At 70.5% G+C, this 14,491-nt stretch carries 16 protein-coding genes; 6 read left to right on the top strand and 10 right to left on the bottom strand.

Annotation, left to right across the window (positions count from 1 at the left end; all coding sequences use genetic code 11):
• Positions 1–56: 56 nt before the first annotated feature.
• Positions 57–416 (top strand): hypothetical protein, encoded by a 360-nt coding sequence (locus Q8R60_19060; protein MDP3714571.1) that lies wholly within the window; start codon positions 57–59, stop codon positions 414–416.
• Here Q8R60_19060 and Q8R60_19055 read toward each other — a convergent pair.
• Both Q8R60_19055 and Q8R60_19050 read right to left on the bottom strand, forming a co-directional pair.
• Positions 400–825 (bottom strand): type II toxin-antitoxin system VapC family toxin, encoded by a 426-nt coding sequence (locus tag Q8R60_19055; GenBank protein MDP3714570.1) that lies wholly within the window; start codon positions 823–825, stop codon positions 400–402. The genes Q8R60_19060 and Q8R60_19055 overlap by 17 nt on opposite strands.
• Complete coding sequence (locus Q8R60_19050) at positions 822–1,127, bottom strand: Arc family DNA-binding protein (GenBank protein MDP3714569.1); 306 nt, start codon at positions 1,125–1,127, stop codon at positions 822–824. The genes Q8R60_19055 and Q8R60_19050 overlap by 4 nt, the downstream gene beginning before the upstream one ends.
• A gap of 273 nt (positions 1,128–1,400) precedes the next feature.
• On the opposite strand from Q8R60_19050, the gene Q8R60_19045 reads away from it, so the two are divergent.
• The 3 genes from Q8R60_19045 to Q8R60_19035 all read left to right on the top strand — a co-directional run bounded on the left by Q8R60_19045 (position 1,401) and on the right by Q8R60_19035 (position 3,836).
• A complete protein-coding gene (locus Q8R60_19045) occupies positions 1,401–1,634 on the top strand; it encodes a hypothetical protein (protein ID MDP3714568.1) in 234 nt (77 codons plus the stop codon).
• 106 nt (positions 1,635–1,740) lie between these two features.
• Complete coding sequence (locus Q8R60_19040; protein ID MDP3714567.1) at positions 1,741–3,246, top strand: VWA domain-containing protein; 1,506 nt, start codon at positions 1,741–1,743, stop codon at positions 3,244–3,246.
• The gene (locus Q8R60_19035; protein ID MDP3714566.1) at positions 3,243–3,836 is read left to right on the top strand and encodes an HAD domain-containing protein; all 594 of its coding nucleotides are present in this window, start codon (positions 3,243–3,245) and stop codon (positions 3,834–3,836) included. The genes Q8R60_19040 and Q8R60_19035 overlap by 4 nt, the downstream gene beginning before the upstream one ends.
• A gap of 6 nt (positions 3,837–3,842) precedes the next feature.
• On the opposite strand, the gene Q8R60_19030 is transcribed toward Q8R60_19035, so the two are convergent.
• A complete protein-coding gene (locus Q8R60_19030) occupies positions 3,843–4,178 on the bottom strand; it encodes a hypothetical protein (GenBank protein ID MDP3714565.1) in 336 nt (111 codons plus the stop codon).
• Complete coding sequence (locus tag Q8R60_19025; GenBank protein MDP3714564.1) at positions 4,175–4,915, bottom strand: hypothetical protein; 741 nt, start codon at positions 4,913–4,915, stop codon at positions 4,175–4,177. Before Q8R60_19025 ends, Q8R60_19030 begins: the two co-directional genes overlap by 4 nt.
• A 206-nt stretch (positions 4,916–5,121) precedes the next feature.
• Between Q8R60_19025 and Q8R60_19020 the strand changes: the two genes are divergently transcribed.
• The gene (locus tag Q8R60_19020) at positions 5,122–6,780 is read left to right on the top strand and encodes an NERD domain-containing protein (protein ID MDP3714563.1); all 1,659 of its coding nucleotides are present in this window, start codon (positions 5,122–5,124) and stop codon (positions 6,778–6,780) included.
• 44 nt (positions 6,781–6,824) lie between these two features.
• Here the strand turns inward: Q8R60_19020 and Q8R60_19015 are convergent, their stop codons facing one another.
• The 3 genes from Q8R60_19015 to Q8R60_19005 form a co-directional block, all read right to left on the bottom strand.
• On the bottom strand, positions 6,825–7,034 hold the full coding sequence (locus Q8R60_19015) for a YlcI/YnfO family protein (GenBank protein ID MDP3714562.1): 210 nt from the start codon (positions 7,032–7,034) through the stop codon (positions 6,825–6,827).
• Between the two features lie 126 nt (positions 7,035–7,160).
• A complete protein-coding gene (locus Q8R60_19010; protein ID MDP3714561.1) occupies positions 7,161–10,487 on the bottom strand; it encodes a TM0106 family RecB-like putative nuclease in 3,327 nt (1,108 codons plus the stop codon).
• A gap of 141 nt (positions 10,488–10,628) precedes the next feature.
• Positions 10,629–11,483: a nuclease-related domain-containing protein gene (locus tag Q8R60_19005; GenBank protein MDP3714560.1), complete on the bottom strand. Its 855-nt coding sequence runs from the start codon at positions 11,481–11,483 to the stop codon at positions 10,629–10,631.
• A 144-nt stretch (positions 11,484–11,627) separates the two neighbouring features.
• On the opposite strand from Q8R60_19005, the gene Q8R60_19000 reads away from it, so the two are divergent.
• Positions 11,628–12,500, top strand: coding sequence for a restriction endonuclease (locus Q8R60_19000; protein ID MDP3714559.1), 873 nt, complete (start codon positions 11,628–11,630; stop codon positions 12,498–12,500).
• Positions 12,501–12,629: 129 nt separating this feature from the next.
• Here the strand turns inward: Q8R60_19000 and Q8R60_18995 are convergent, their stop codons facing one another.
• From Q8R60_18995 to Q8R60_18985, 3 genes are all read right to left on the bottom strand, one after another.
• On the bottom strand, positions 12,630–12,827 hold the full coding sequence (locus Q8R60_18995; protein MDP3714558.1) for a hypothetical protein: 198 nt from the start codon (positions 12,825–12,827) through the stop codon (positions 12,630–12,632).
• A 140-nt stretch (positions 12,828–12,967) separates the two neighbouring features.
• Positions 12,968–13,552 carry a C-terminal helicase domain-containing protein gene (locus tag Q8R60_18990; protein MDP3714557.1) on the bottom strand — a complete coding sequence of 195 codons (585 nt, stop codon included), beginning with the start codon at positions 13,550–13,552 and terminating at the stop codon, positions 12,968–12,970.
• 23 nt (positions 13,553–13,575) lie between these two features.
• On the bottom strand, positions 13,576–14,491 hold a 916-nt coding region (locus Q8R60_18985), incomplete at its 5' end, for an IS3 family transposase (GenBank protein ID MDP3714556.1).

Here is a 14,491-nt window from a genome sequence, read left to right as displayed (position 1 = left end):
GCGACCAGGTCGACTTCCGCTTCTGCGCGCCACACATCGGCTACCTCCACCACGGCATGGACGACGCCGGCCAGGAGGTGCCCGCCGAGTGGTTCGAGGAGGCGGTCTCCTGGATCGAGTCCGCGCTCGCCGCGGACCCCGACGCGGTCGTGCTCACCCACTGCCACATGGGCATCAACCGCGGGCCGTCCGCCAACACCTGGTACGCCGCAGACGCCCTGCGCTGGCACCACGACCGCACGGGCACCGAGCCCGACACCGCCGCGGACGAGCACGCCGCCCTGCAGAGCTGGCGCGAGGCGCACCCCCTCGACGTCGTACGCCTCGTTCGGCAGGGCTGGACCCCTGCTCCACCTGACCCGACCCACGCCCGCTCTGCCGCATTGCAGGACGACCGCATCAGACAGCGAGGCTGAAGCCCTCCCGAGCCGCCGCCTCGCTGAGCTCCGCGTCGAAGCAGAGCAACGTGTCCACGTCGGGGTCCGCGGCGCGGGCAGCTGTCGCGCAGGCCAACTGCACTCCGTCGTACGCCCGAAGCCCGTGCGTGGCCACCAGCTCCGCAGCCCCACCCAGCAGGGCAGGTCCGAGGGCGACGGGCACGAAGGGCCCTCGCTCGTCGTGCCAGTCGGCGGCGAAGGCCCGCGCCAGGACTCCTGCGTCGTCGGCGGACAGCTCGCCGACGCGGTGCTTGCGCCAGATGGCCGCTGGCACCTCCACCCGAGCCACGGCCGAGACCACGAACAGCGGGTGAGCGCGGACGAGGTCAGCGCCGGTCTCGTCGGCGTAGAGCTTGACGAGCGCTGAGGAGTCCGCGAAGACGGTCACCGACGGGCTTCGGTCACCAGGTCCGACAACGGCGTTCCGCGCCCTGCCGCCGCGCGCGCTGCCGCGAGCCGCCGGCTGGCCGGCCGCCGGGCCGACGTCGGCAGGGCCGCTGTCGTCTCGAGCAGGCCGGCGTGGGCCAGTCGCTCGCGCACCCGGTCAGCGTCGCCTCCGGCGTGGGACGGGTCGCTGGCCGCGGCCATCACCGTCGAGACCCAGTCGTTGAGGCTGCGGCCGTGTCGCTCCGCCTGCGACCGGACCCGCTCCAGCAGTTCTTCACTGGTCCGCCAGGTCATCTGCGCCATGCCTTCACGCTAGCAGGCATGCCTGCAGTCGGCTGGCCTGTTGGCACAGGCGGCGGGCCGTGGACGTGCTCGTGCTCCAGCGGCGTGACTGCGCTCGGGACCTGCACTCGATCGGGTGCAGGTGCACCTGATCGTGAGCAGCTGCACTCGATCGAGTTCACCTCAGGCGAGAACACTGGTCGTCCTGGGCCGGTGTCACGCCCGGCGAGGTGTTGTCGCACCCCCTCCGCACACTGGGGCCATACGACGAGCCACGACACCCAGGGGGACGACATGACCAACACGCTGACCAGGACCGCCGCCACAGCGAGCGCGGCCACCACCGCGCCGGCCTCTTGCGTCGTGTGCCACGACGGCGGCAAGCTCGGTGGCCACCACGGCCACGACGGCCAGGTCGAGTGGATTCACAAGAAGTGCCACCGCCGACTGCACCGCGCCGGTCGGCCGGCCGTGTCCGGCGCCAGCCGTCAGCGGGTCCTCGAGCGCCGCCGCCGCACGGCCTGCTAGCGCCGCTCGGCACTGCTGGTGCCGCCCCGCCACAGCACCACCCCGCTCGAACGCCACGCCCGTCGAGCCCCTGAGCCCTGCCCGATCCGATTCACCTGGAGTGCCCATGCACCTGTCCACCCGCCTCGACTGCGACCTCGTCGCCGTCGAGACCGCCGACGAGCTGACCCTGCTGGTCGAGCTCACCGCCCCCACTCCCGCGACGACCGAGGTGCGCCAGCCCGCCACCCTGCAGGTCGTCCTCGACCGAAGCGGCTCGATGGCCGGCGATCGGCTCAAGGGCGCCAAGACCGCGCTGCTCAGCCTCGTCGACCGGCTCGACCCGAGCGACAACTTCGGCCTGGTCGCGTTCGACGGCCACGTCGAGGTCGTCGTCCCTGCTGGCGCGCTCAAGGACAAGGAGCGCGTGAAGGCCGCCATCGCCGCGGTCGACGCGCGCGGCAACACCGACCTGTCGGCCGGTTACCTCCGCGGTCTGCAGGAGGCCCGCCGCGTCGCGGGCCCGGCCGGCGCCACCGTGCTCATCGTCAGCGACGGCCACGCCAACGCCGGCGTCACCGACCCCGACCAGCTCGGCAAGGTCGCGGTCGAGGCGCAGTCCCACCGCGTCACGACCTCGACCCTGGGCTTCGGACTCGGGTACGACGAGACGCTCCTGTCCGCGCTGGCCCGCGGTGGGGCGGGCAACGAGCTGTTCGCCGAGGAGGCCGACACCGCGGTCGCCCTCATCAGCGGCGAGGTCGACGGCCTGCTGACCCAGGTCGCCCAGGCCGCATCGCTGCGGGTCACGTGGACGCGGCACGTCGCGGGCATCCAGGTCCTCAACGACCTGCCGGTCGTCGGCCTCGACGACGGCGCGATGCTCGAGCTCGGTTCGTTCTACTCCGGCGAGACCCGCAAGCTGCTCGTGAAGCTGCAGATCCCGGCCATCGCCGCGCTCGGGCTCACCCAGGTCGCGACCCTCGAGTTCACCCACGTCTCGCTGCCCGACCTGGTGCAGCACGTGACGACCGTCCCGGTCCACGTCAACGTCGTCCCCGGCGACCAGGCCGCCGGGCGCATCCCCGACCCGCAGGTGCGCAGCGAGGCGCTGTTCCAGCAGACGCAGCAGGCCAAGCGCGAGTCCAGCAAGCTGCTCAGCCAGGGCCGCCTCGCCGAGGCGTCGCGCCTCCTGCAGGAGACCAGCGGGCGGCTGCGCCGCGACGCGTCGACCCTGCCCGCGCCGATGGCCGCCGAGCTGCTCGGGGAGGCCGACCTCTTCGACGCCCTCGACGAGGAGGCCCGCGTCGACAGCAGCCGCGCGGCGAAGATCTCGTCGTACAGCGCGACGCTCGGCAGTCGCAACCGCGGTCGCCAGACCACCGGTGGGCGGCTGGCCCTGCGCTTCGCCGACGACGCCGGGATGGCGCCGGTGCTGCTCGAGGAGTGGGAGGTGCAGCGCCTGCGTCGGCTGCTGCCCCGCGAGCTGGCCGAGGCACTGCGGTCCTCGTCACGACTGCGCGATGCCGAGACGGCGGACGCGATCGCCGACGTGCTCGGCGACGAGCACCCGCTGCGCGTCTTCTTCCGCGCCGGGGCCGGTCGCGGCGGCTTCACCGTGGGGCGCGCGTGACCCCGCCACCCCTGCTGCTGCTCGACGTCGACGGCGTCCTCAACGCGCTGAGCGACCACGGCGAGCACCGCGCCGCCTGGCCCGACTGGCGTCGCGGGTCGGCGACGTCGGACGGTACGAGCTGGCCCATCCTCTGGGCTCCCGCTGTCGTCGACCGCCTGCTCGCCTGGCACGAGGCGGGTCAGGTCGAGATCCAGTGGCTGACGACGTGGGGCCACGACGCCAACGGCGAGCTCCGTGCGCTGCTCGGACTGCCGCACTTGACGGTGGCCGGGACCTACGAGGACGAGGGCGCCGAGGGCTGGGCCACCCAGGGAATGGGCGTCAGCCACGCCTCCGTCGCGCCCGCAGCGCCGGACCCGCTGTCGGGCGAGTGGTGGAAGTACGACGTCGTCCGTCGGCTGCTCGACCAGACCGACCGCCGGCTGATCTGGGTCGACGACGAGCTGCACCGCCTGACCGGCCGCTTCCGCCAGTGGGCCGACGCGCACGACCGCGTGCTCGCCGTCGGCCCGGACCCGAGGGTCGGCCTGCGCGCCATCGACGTTGCGGCCATCAACGACCTGGTCCAGTCGGGCTCGTGCGACTGACGAAGATCAGTCCGAGTGATGTGACCACTCGAGTCGCACCAGACCTTCATCCCTCAGGGCTGCGATCCAGGTGTCAACCTCACCACGCGCCACGAGTCCTCGAAGTCCCTCGAGCACAGGACCTGACGATCCCGCGAGCTCCAACGCCCTGGGCACGTCGGCGGGGAGCACCTTCTGCGCCCACTCGTACTCGCTCAACCCCCTGCCGAAGACCGCGGCGACGCTGGGTCCGATGTCCTGACCCACCAGGAGAATGGCGCCCGCCTCGAACCGCGCCACGAGATGCCGCGACCCCGTCTCATCGGACGTGTCCCGTAGAACGACGCCGTCGGTCGTGGTCACGTGCGGACGTGCTGCGCCGGCAGAGGGAAGAGGATGTTCGCCGTCACGGGCACGTGATCGCTCAGCCCCGGCCCGCACCACTGCTCGAAGCTGCCCACAACCGCCCCCAGCCCAGACGCCAGGTCCTCGCTCGCGAAGACGAAGTCGCAGTGGAAGTCGGAGACGACCCTGCCGCGACCGACCCAGCGAAGGGTGCCCTCGGGTTCCTGGCCGTGCTCGCACCCGTGTGCCTGGTGGTAGGCACTGACGAGGCCACGCTCACGCAGCTGTTGGAGCGTCGTGCGGTGGCCGACAGCGTTCGTGGTCTGGAGTGAGGCGTTGAAGTCGCCGGCGAGCACGGTGCGCTCCCACGGAGCTACACCGGCGGCCTCGCACGCGGACTCCCACGCGGCGATCGCCTGCTGTGTCTGCTTGGGGTAGGACGGCCGGCCCTTGCCCGCGACCGTCCACAGCGCCAACAGCACAAGACGCTGACCCGACGGTCCGGACACATCCAAGGGGAGCATCCAGGGGAGACCCGGGTCGTGGGCGACGGGGCTGATGACCCATCCTGGCCGAGCCAGCACGCCGAGCACTCGCGAGCCCTCGCTCGCACGGAGCGCGACGCTCCAGCCCTCGAGTGCCTGATACGTCGACTGCAACTCGGACACGACCATCACGTCTGCCCCCAGCCGCTCGAGCTTCTCGAACTTCCCTGGCGTGAGCCCGGCGCGCACGTTCCACGCCGTGATGGTCACCCCTGTGCGATCGAGGTCGTTCTCCACTGCACCCCCTGCCGTCGACAGCGCACATCTTGGCGTGGAGATCCGACAACATTCGCTCGTACGCGCCGACGGTCCCCGCTGTGCGTGCGAGTCACGACCTGCCAGACGTCACCCGCTCCACCTGCGCGAGTGGCTGCGCCTGCCCGCCAACCTCGCAACCGGCTGGCAGAGTCCGCGTCATGGCGCGGTTCTTCCCACCTGACTTCCCCGAGCGCGACCTGCGATGGGGCGAGCGCGCCGTCTGGGACGCGCTCGCGACGCAGCTGCCGGCCGACTGCGCAGTCTTCTACTCGCTGCGCCTGCCCGACGGCCGCAGCGAGCGCGAGATCGACTTCCTCGTCGCCTGGCCGGGCGAGGGCCTCGTCGTGATCGAGGTCAAGGGCGGGCACGTCGAGCGCGACGAGGGCGGCACGTTCTGGAGCAGGCGCGGGGCTGAGGAGCACAAGCTCAAGCTCAACCCGATGGAGCAGGCCTCCGAGGTCCGCCACCTGCTGACCGAGTGGCTCCAGGAGCATGGCTGCCTCGCCGCCCGCGCCCGGACGCAGCACCTGGTCGTGCTGCCCCATGTCGACGTCGGGGACTACGACGCGCACGACTTCCGGCGCACTCAGGTCGTCGACCGGGGCGACATGGCACAGCTGGCAGCGCGGGTGCTCACCGCAGCGACCGACGGCGACGGCCATGCGCCGCTGTCGCGCGAGGCCTATGACCAGCTGACCGACGTGCTGATGCCGAGACTGATGACCGACCCTGAGCAGTCCGATGTCGCCGTGGCCGAGCAGGTGTCGGATGCGTTGTCGGCCGAGCTCGCCGAGCGGGTCGCCGAGTGGCAGATGTTCCCCCAGCTCATGGTCATCGGCGGGGCCGGCACCGGCAAGACCTGGCTCGCGATGGCCCAGGCCCGCCGTCTCGCCGCGCAGGGCAAGCGGGTCGCGCTGGTCTGCTATTCACGCGGGCTCGCGGCCTTCCTGCAGAAGGAGGCGGCGACCTGGTCGAAGCCGCCTGCCTACGTCGGTCTGTTCCACCGGCTCGGGACCACGTGGGGCGGACCTCCGCCGGACGAGTTCGGCGCCGACCGCTACTGGGAGCAGGAGCTCCCCCGCTCCGTCCTCGACCTCGCCGCCGCCGCTCCGATCGAGCAGCGATTCGACGCCGTCGTCGTCGACGAGGGCCAGGACTTCGGCGAGCAGTGGTGGGAGACCGTGCGCGCGTCGCTGCGCGGCCCGGACCACGAAGGGCTCTACGTCTTCCTCGACAGCGGCCAGCGGGTCTTCCCGCGCCAGGGCGAGGTCCCGATCGACCTGCCCCCGATCATCCTCAGCCGCAACCTGCGCAACACCCAGCGGATCGCCGGCTTCTTCAGCAGCCTCGTGACGGTCCGCTCCACCGCGAAGGGCCTCAAGGGCCCGCGGGTGCGCCTCGTCGCCTGCGACACCGCCGACGCGCTCACCCGTGCCGACGACGCCGTCGACCTGCTCGAGGAGACCTGGGAGCCCGGGCAGCTCGCCCTGCTCACCACACACCACCGGCACTCGGTCCACGACGAGACGATCAAGGGCCCGGGCGGCTGGGACGCCTACTGGGAGGACTACTTCAGCGGCGAGTCCGTTTGCTACGGCACGGTCAGCGGGTTCAAGGGACTCGAGCGTAGCTGCGTGGTGCTGGCCGTCAACGGCTTCAGCGACGAGGCAAAGGCCAAGGAGATGCTGTACGTCGGGCTGTCACGCGCCCGGTCCCAGCTGGTCGTCGTCGGCGACCCCGAACTCATCGCCTCCGTCGGCGACGGCGGCATCCGCAAGCGCCTCGACGAGGCAGAGCTCTGGGACCCGCGCCCCTGAGCGCTCCCGGTCGACGTGAGTGACACGTCAGGGTGACGGCGGCGTCAGGCAGGGCGGGACAGCTCGTGCTCGACCGCGAGCCGGATCCAGCTGGAGATCGACCGGTCGTCGCGCTGGGCCCGCTCGCGAACGGCTGCCAGCACCTCGGGATCCAGCCGGACCGGAACGGCATCGCTGAGCCGTCGCGTTGCTGGTCCCTGCGGTGTCTGGTTCGCAGGGTCGGCGTAGAAAGCGTGTTCCTCGTCGGGCGTCATCGTCGATCCCTTTCGATAGGTCTGGGCCAGTGCCCCTCGGTAGGCAATCAGGTGACGGCACCCGATGCGACCACCGCCATGCGCTCCCGGCAGCACCTGCCTGTCTTCAGCACGGGAGCGCAGCAGTCACGTGGCTCGCTCCGCGAAGGCGCACAGCGTCGAGATAAGCCGCATCTCCTCGAGATCACGCCCCCGACTGTTGAGCAGTTCCTCTGTGCACACCAGGTAGGCAAGGCACCGCGCTCGACTGACTGCCACGTTGAAGCGGTTGCGCGAGAAGAGGAAGTCCGCACTGCGGTGCATGTCCGCCGCCGTCGACGTCGTCATCGAGAACAGCACCACTGCGGCTTGCCGTCCCTGGAACTTGTCCACGGTCCCGACCGCCACCTCGGCCATGGCCGGGTCGGCCGCCAAGCGCGATCGCAGGAGGTTCACCTGGTCGTTGTACGGCGCCACCACCAGGACGTCACCGGCACCGAGAGGGCGCACCACTCCGTGCTGATCGGTCCACGGCGTCCCGAGCAGCCGACCGATCTCGGCGACGACGAGCTCCGCCTCCTCCTCCGACTCGGTGACCCTGCCCGTGTGCGTGGCTCGCAGCCAGCGAAGCCCTGTCCCGAAGACCGTTGTCTGCCCAGCGCAGGACTCGTGACTGCTGAGCCGCCCGTCGTAGATCTCGTCGGAGATGAAGCCGCACACGTCCGGGTGCATCCGTCGCGTCTCCGTGATGAAGACACCACGGTCCGCCGAGACGGTGCGCTCGCCGCCCAGGACGTGCTCGAGGACGCTGAGCCCGCCACCGCCCGGGTGCGAGGCCAGTGAGACCTGAGGCAGCTGCTGCGGGTCGCCGAGCAGGATGACGTTGCGGGCCGACCGGCAGGCCGCCAACGCGTCCGCGAGCCCCACCTGGCCAGCCTCGTCGACGAGCAGCACGTCCACGGGCGCCGCAGCCATGTCCGCACCTGCGAAGTGCCAGGGCGTTCCAGCCACGACGGCGTACGACGACTTCGCGCCCGCCTTCGGGTTCGCGGCCGTGGGCACCCCACGGACTCCCGCGCCGCCGCGCTTGATCCAGGACAGGCCTTCGAGATCGCCGTTCTCGTCGTAGAGGTCGAGCACCGCCTCGAGCAGGTTGTTGATCGCCGAGTGACTGGGGCCCGTGATCCCGACCCGCTTGCCAGCCGCGACCAGTGTGCGGACGAGATGAGCCCCGCGGTAGGTCTTGCCCGTCCCGGGAGGTCCCTGGATCGCGACGTAGGAAGAGTCGAGGTGTGCCACCCATGCCGTCATCTCGTGGACGTCGTCACCGAAGACGCCGCCCACTGGTCCCCGACCCGCCACGAAGCGCGGCAGGTCGCGCCGAAGAAGCGCGAACTCCGGCCCCGACGTCGAGCCCGCCAGCACCGACGCGGCCAGCTCTGACAGAGCAGCGGGCTTCGGCTTCGGCGACACCCAGTCGTTGAGGACGACCGCCGATGGCTGCCACCCCAGATCGGCGCACGTCGCGCTCCACATCAGGTCGGCCTCGCCGGACTCGGGGTCCAGCCGGACGACGGACGAGTAGCCGACCGGCCCCTCGGGCGTGGGAAAGAGCACCGCGTCCCCCACCTCGATGCCGTCGACCGATTGCGGAGGCAACGCGCAGCGCAGCACGGGCGTGACGGCCTGACCGCGAGCACCGAGCCGCTCGACGACGACCCCGGAGTGCAGCCCCGCCAGTGCCTCCGGGTCCTCGAACAGGTCGGTCGTCGACGCGCCGCAGCGCGCGAGCAGCGGTGCCAGGTGCGCCTTCCACTCCCGCCGCCAGTAGCCGAGCACGTCGCCCAACAGGTGTTCGGGGGTCTCGGGACCAAACGCGTGCAACGCGGCGACCTGCTCGTCGAGCTCGGGAAGCTCGTCGTCCGGGTCCAGGACGGCGTGCCGCCAGGCGAGACCCTCAGCCCGCACGCCGACCAGCCAGTCACGCAGCGCGCGCGTGGCCCGGACGTCGTCCTCGTTGTAGGAAGCGATCCGCGACAGCGCGGCGGCGTCGCCGTCCTTCATCCAGTTCTCGTACTCCACGACCGCACCCGCGCCCTGGTCGATGTCGTGGCCGCGCTCGTAATCCGTCAGCGTCTCGAGCGCCTTCAGCCCGTAGGACTCGGTCCCGACCTGCAGAGCGTTGCGCGCGACCAACAGCAGGTCGACGAACGCCCCGGTGGTCACCAGCTGCTCGAGCACCACCTCACCGACCCCGTAGTCGGTAGCCAGCCGCTCCAGCGACGACCGCTCGGTGTGGTTGTAGTGGTAGACGTGCATTCCCGGATGCTGGTGGCGTCGTTCGGCGAGGTAGTCGATCAGCAAGCCCGCCGCTTGTGCTTCCGCCTCCGGCGAGTGCGCCCACCAGCAGCGGTATACCCACGAGCCCGTCGCATCGAGCTCGATCAGCCCGAGCAGGAAGAACAGCCCCTGCTTCGCCGTCCAGAACGGGTGCCCTTCGAAGTCGAGGAACACGTCGCCGTCATCCGGCTCCGGGAGCTGCTCGAGACCCCTCCCCCAGACCGCGTCCTCCCCAGCAGGGATGAGGACGTACGGCGGAGCCGCACCGTCACCGTCGCGCGCCGCGCGCTGCAGGTCCGCCTGGGTCCGCACCCGAGCCAACCGCTCCTCCGACAGGTCGACAACCGGGTCGACCCGGTCGGCGAGTGCTGTCAGCGTCGCGACGCCCCCGGCCTCGAGCACCTGCCGGTCCGCGGCGCGCAGCCCCGCGACGTAGAGCAGTGCGTCCTCATCGCGCCACTGCGCGTCGCAGACGTCGGCGAACTCGCAGAAGGCGCAGTGGTCGCAAGGCTCCGGCCGCGTGACCGCGTCGCTCTGCGGGGCGTCGACGAGCGCGCGGAGCTGCCCCCGGAGCCGCCGCCAGTACGGCGCGAAGTCCGCGAGGTCGAGCGATTCATAGTCCCCCGACCCGAGCCACAGGTGCATCTGCTCCGGACGCCGCCCGGTGCGCGCTTCGATCGCGTCGGCGTAGAAGCACAACTGCAGGACGTGCCCCGGCTTCGCCTCCTTGCGGGCCAGCTTGGCATCGACCGGCTCCCAGGTGGTCGACCCGTCCAGCCCCACTACCCGGACGAGGAAGTCCGCGATCCCCCGGATGCCGTCGTGCAGCAGCGGCACCTGGTAGAGCACGTCGACATCGAGGGCCAGCGGGTCCCCGATCCGCTCCGTCCACGCAGCGAACGACTCGCCCCGCAGCCGCTCAGGCACCTCGTGGACGACCTTGTCCAACCGCAGCTTGTCCAGGCAGTCGCGCTCGTGCTGCAGCCCCTTGTCAGCCAGCAGCCGCGCGAAGGCCCCCATCCCGCCATGCGGTCGCTCGCGCAGCCCGTCCTCCACCTGGTGCTTCATCGCCAGGTAGTGCGCGCAGTCGAGCCACGCCGTGATCTTGGACGGCGTGATGATCCGGTCGGTCATGGAGCCTGCCTCGTGGGTGGTGAGTGGCGCGAAGTCTCTCCCAGACCCCGGACACCATGGCCGCCACAGGTCGGCGTCATGGCTCCACGAGCGCGCGAGCAGACCTCGTCATGGGGCCAGGCAGCGACGCGGCGCCGCAGATCAGGGGGTCCACGTCGTGCTGCGACGCGCGTGTGCGGCGATGCCGTCGACCTCGTGGACGGCGAGCACGGCCGGCAGACCGGCGAGAAACTCCCTCGCCTCCCGCGGACCGAGGACGAGCACCTCTCCGCCGTTGGGCTGGCGCACGACCTCCCGGTGGTCGCAGACGATCGCGACGATGCCCCGCACGACGACCGGGCGACCCACCGCAGTCGTAAGCAACCGGCTCGCTCGCTGCGCCTCGTGGACCGCCTTCGGGACGTAGGGCTGGTAGAAGTTGTTGACCTTGACCGTGTTGCCGGACGCCCAGACGCGCCCGCCCCAGTGGTACTTCGTGTTCACGGTCCACACGCCGCCCGGTCCGACCAACACGTGGTCGATGTTGGCCCCGCGTTCGCCCACGGGGACGTCGTGGAGCACCTGCCAGCCCCGGCGCTCGAGCTTTGCCAACTCGGACCCGACGATGCGCTCGCCCGCTGCACCGACGCGCCAGGCCCTCTCGTCCGTGTGCACTCCCAGCATCCGCGCCAGGAAGCTCTTCACCGGCGCCTGTGCGCGCAGGTCCTGCGCCTTCTCTTTGGCGCCCTGACCAGGGGCGTTGACCGCGAGGTCCTCGGCCCAGCGCTCCACGGTGACGACGTACTCCGCCACCGGGCCTGTCACCGGCTGCTGCGGGATCGATGCCTCGCCTAGGGCCGCGAGGACCGCAGGGCGCATCGCCTCGTCGTCGACATGGACGAGTCCAGTCACGTTGTCGCGGTAGCCCAGCGTCGCCCCTGACGCAGTCCCGACGTAGCTGCGGTCCTTGCCGTATCGCTTCCACGGCCGTACGACGATCTCTTGGTTGTCACTCATGCCCACCCCCCGGTCCACGTCGGCCCAGCAGACCAGTCGCCTGGAGGATTCGCCCATAGATCACGAAGAGGTGAGCCTGATGTCACCGCGCAGACACGCCCGGCCAATACGCGTGCGCCGAGCGGCTGGTGCCAAGCTACGACCGTGCTGGACGAGCTCAGGGTGCGTGCTGCGGCGATGGCCTACGTTGCGGAGAAGGCCGCCGACTCCGGGGGCGTGATCACCCGACCGGAGCTCGAGGCCTTCCACCACGAAGGCGAGCAGATCAAGCTCATCGACCAGTCGCGCGGCATCCGCAACCCGCGCCAGCTGGCCGCCACGCTGTCCATCCTCAGCCAGCCGCGCGGCCCGTACGACGACGTCGAGACCGCCGACGGTCTGCTGCGCTACGCCTACCGGAGCGGCGACCCCGACTCGGGTGACAACCGCAAGCTGCGTCGTGCCTTCGACCTCCGGCTACCGCTGATCCTGCTCCGCGGGATCTCCGCCGGCGCCTTCGTCCCCGTGCTCCCGGTCTACGTCGTCGCGGACGACCCTGTCGGCCGCTTCGTCGAGATCGCCGTCGACGAGTCCTTGCGCTTCCTGGCAGGCTCCCAACCCACGAGCGACACTCGGGCGTACGCCGAGAGGCTCACCAAGCTGAGGCTCCATCAGCCGGTCTTCCGAGCGCGGGTCCTCCAGGCCTACGAGCGCGCTTGCGCCATCTGCCGCCTCAAACACGTGGACCTACTCGACGCAGCCCACATCCTCAGCGACTCCGAGGGCGGTCAGCCCGTCGTCCCGAACGGGCTGTCGCTCTGCAAGATCCACCACGCCGCGTACGACCGCGGCATCCTCGGCGTGCGCCCCGACTACGTCGTGCAGGTGCGCGAAGACGTCCTCGCCGAGGTCGACGGCCCGATGCTCAAGCACGGCATCCAGGCCGTCCACGGCTGGCAGCTCCAACTCCCCAGCCACCTCGCCGACCACCCCGACCGCGACCTACTCGCCAAGCGCTTCGCGATCTTCAGCGCGTAGCCACCGTCTCCGATCCCAGAGTCCCGACCAGATCCTGCGGCCGCCTTCCGCGTCGAGGTCGGCCGGCTCAGGCGCCTTCCGTCTGTTGCTCTTGCGCTACTTCGCGCCGAACTCGGGCCAGTCGTCGCACTAGATCCCGCGGCCTGGCTCGCACTTGGAGCAGCACAGCTCCCGATGGGCACGCACGAAGACAGCGTCGACGGGTTGGTACGAGCTCCAGTCAGCCCGCTTCTGGAAGCCCTCGATGCCCTCCAGGCTCCAGCAGTCCGCCCGGTGGACCTTCCCGTCCTGCGCTGGGTTGAGCCGGATGTCGGGTGAGACTGCCATCGGCATCGCAGCCTCCGCTGCGTCAGCACCGGCTTCGTGCTTCGCGTTGAACCCCGGCGAGGCTCGGTGCCTGGAACAACCACACGCATCGACCGACAGGTCCGTGAGGTCGCAGCGCTCCACGGCTCGGAGGGTAGACCTCAGACCAGCGCCGCGTGCTCGACGAGGCGGCAGAGCGCGTTGACCTGCCGAAGCTGCTCCGGCGTGTGCACGTTGGCCTCCAGCAGCCGCGGGCTCATCACCACGATCGACAGCGCCTGCGCCCGGGACACCGCGACGTTGAGACGGTGTACGTCGTAGAGGAACGACACCCTACGCGGGGCATCCTCTGCGCTGGAGCTGGTCATCGAGTAGATGACTGCCGGCGCCTCCTGACCTTGGAACTTGTCGACCGTCCCGAACCGCGCCCCGGGTAGAGCGCGCTTGAGGAGCCCGACCTGGTTGTTGTACGGCGCAACGACCAGCAGGTCGTCAGCCGTCATGGCGCGGGCCACCCCGTGGAGATCAGTGAAAGTGCCGCCCTCGAGCGCATGCCACAGCTCGGCCACCGCCTCGACCTCGACAGTTGAAGCAGCGGAGTTGCCGACGTGGGCGACATCGACGACCGCGATCCCCGACGCGGGCAGCCCGACCGCCGTGACCGCTTGGCGCTCTCGGCCGGGGCCGGAGACGAGCCGGCCGTCGTAGGCGAGGTCGGAGACGTAGGACGTGATCGCCGGGTGCATGCGCCAGCTGACGCCGAGGAATGTCAAGTACCGGGTTTGATGGAGACTTCCAACTCACGCTGAGCGGTTGCTCCGGTGAGGGTGTTGCTTCTGTGGCTGGTCTCGTACTCGACGGGTGGGATGAGCCCAATCTCCCCGTGGAGCCTGCGGAAGTTGAACCAGTCGATGTACTCGGCGACGGCGATCTCGAGGTCGTCGATGTTCTTCCAGGGTCCGCGGTTGCGGACCAGCTCGGCCTTGAACAGGCTGTTGAACGCCTCGGCCATGGCGTTGTCGTAGGAATCGCCCTTGCTTCCAACGGACGCGACGGCGCCGGCCTCAGCGAGGCGTTCGGTGTACCGGATCGCGACGTACTGCACGCCGCGGTCTGAGTGGTGCACGAGGTGGCTGGTGTCGTGGCCGTCGTGCTGGCGGGTCCACAGGCCCATGTTCAGGGCGTCCAGGGCCAGGTCGGTGCGCAGTGAGGTCGAGACCTGCCAGCCAACGACCCGGCGGCTGAACACGTCCAGGACGAAGGCGCAGTAGACCCACCCTGCGAAGGTCCGGACGTAGGTGATGTCGGCGACCCAGAGCCGGTCTGGGCAGTCGGCGACGAAGGCCCGTTTGACGTGGTCCAGCCGCGTGTCCGGCCCCGTTCCGGGCACGGTCGTGCGAGGGCCCTTCGCGCGGGAGATCCCCCGCAGGCCAAGGTCTTTCATCAGCCGCTGGGTCGTGCAACGGGCGACCGCCTCGGTGCCGGCCAGGACCGCCTCACGGTTCAGCTGAGCATGGACCTTCCTGATCCCGTAGACGCCGTAGTTGTCCTCGTGGACCTTCGCGATCACCGGCTTGAGCTCGTCATCGCGCAGCGCCCGCGCGGAAGGCTCCCTGCCCTTGGCCGCGTAGTAGGTGCTCGGAGAGATCTTGAGGTCCGCCTTGGTCAGCGCGGCGCAGATCGGC

The organism is Mycobacteriales bacterium (genome assembly GCA_030697205.1).
GTDB lineage: Bacteria > Actinomycetota > Actinomycetes > Mycobacteriales > SCTD01 > JAUYQP01.
Note: the sequence above shows the minus strand (reverse complement) of the source record. Positions and strands in the feature narration are given on the sequence as shown.

Excerpts from the sequence above, each read along its gene's own strand:
- Q8R60_19060 (MDP3714571.1), top strand. The coding sequence starts at position 57 with ATGGACGACGCCGGCCAGGAGGTGCCCGCCGAGTGGTTCGAGGAGGCG.
- Q8R60_19050 (MDP3714569.1), bottom strand. The coding sequence starts at position 1,127 with ATGGCGCAGATGACCTGGCGGACCAGTGAAGAACTGCTGGAGCGGGTC.
- Q8R60_19045 (MDP3714568.1), top strand. The coding sequence starts at position 1,401 with ATGACCAACACGCTGACCAGGACCGCCGCCACAGCGAGCGCGGCCACC.
- Q8R60_19040 (MDP3714567.1), top strand. The coding sequence starts at position 1,741 with ATGCACCTGTCCACCCGCCTCGACTGCGACCTCGTCGCCGTCGAGACC.
- Q8R60_19020 (MDP3714563.1), top strand. The coding sequence starts at position 5,122 with ATGGCGCGGTTCTTCCCACCTGACTTCCCCGAGCGCGACCTGCGATGG.
- Q8R60_19015 (MDP3714562.1), bottom strand. The coding sequence starts at position 7,034 with ATGACGCCCGACGAGGAACACGCTTTCTACGCCGACCCTGCGAACCAG.
- Q8R60_19010 (MDP3714561.1), bottom strand. The coding sequence starts at position 10,487 with ATGACCGACCGGATCATCACGCCGTCCAAGATCACGGCGTGGCTCGAC.
- Q8R60_19005 (MDP3714560.1), bottom strand. The coding sequence starts at position 11,483 with ATGAGTGACAACCAAGAGATCGTCGTACGGCCGTGGAAGCGATACGGC.
- Q8R60_18995 (MDP3714558.1), bottom strand. The coding sequence starts at position 12,827 with ATGGCAGTCTCACCCGACATCCGGCTCAACCCAGCGCAGGACGGGAAG.
- Q8R60_18990 (MDP3714557.1), bottom strand. The coding sequence starts at position 13,552 with ATGCACCCGGCGATCACGTCCTACGTCTCCGACCTCGCCTACGACGGC.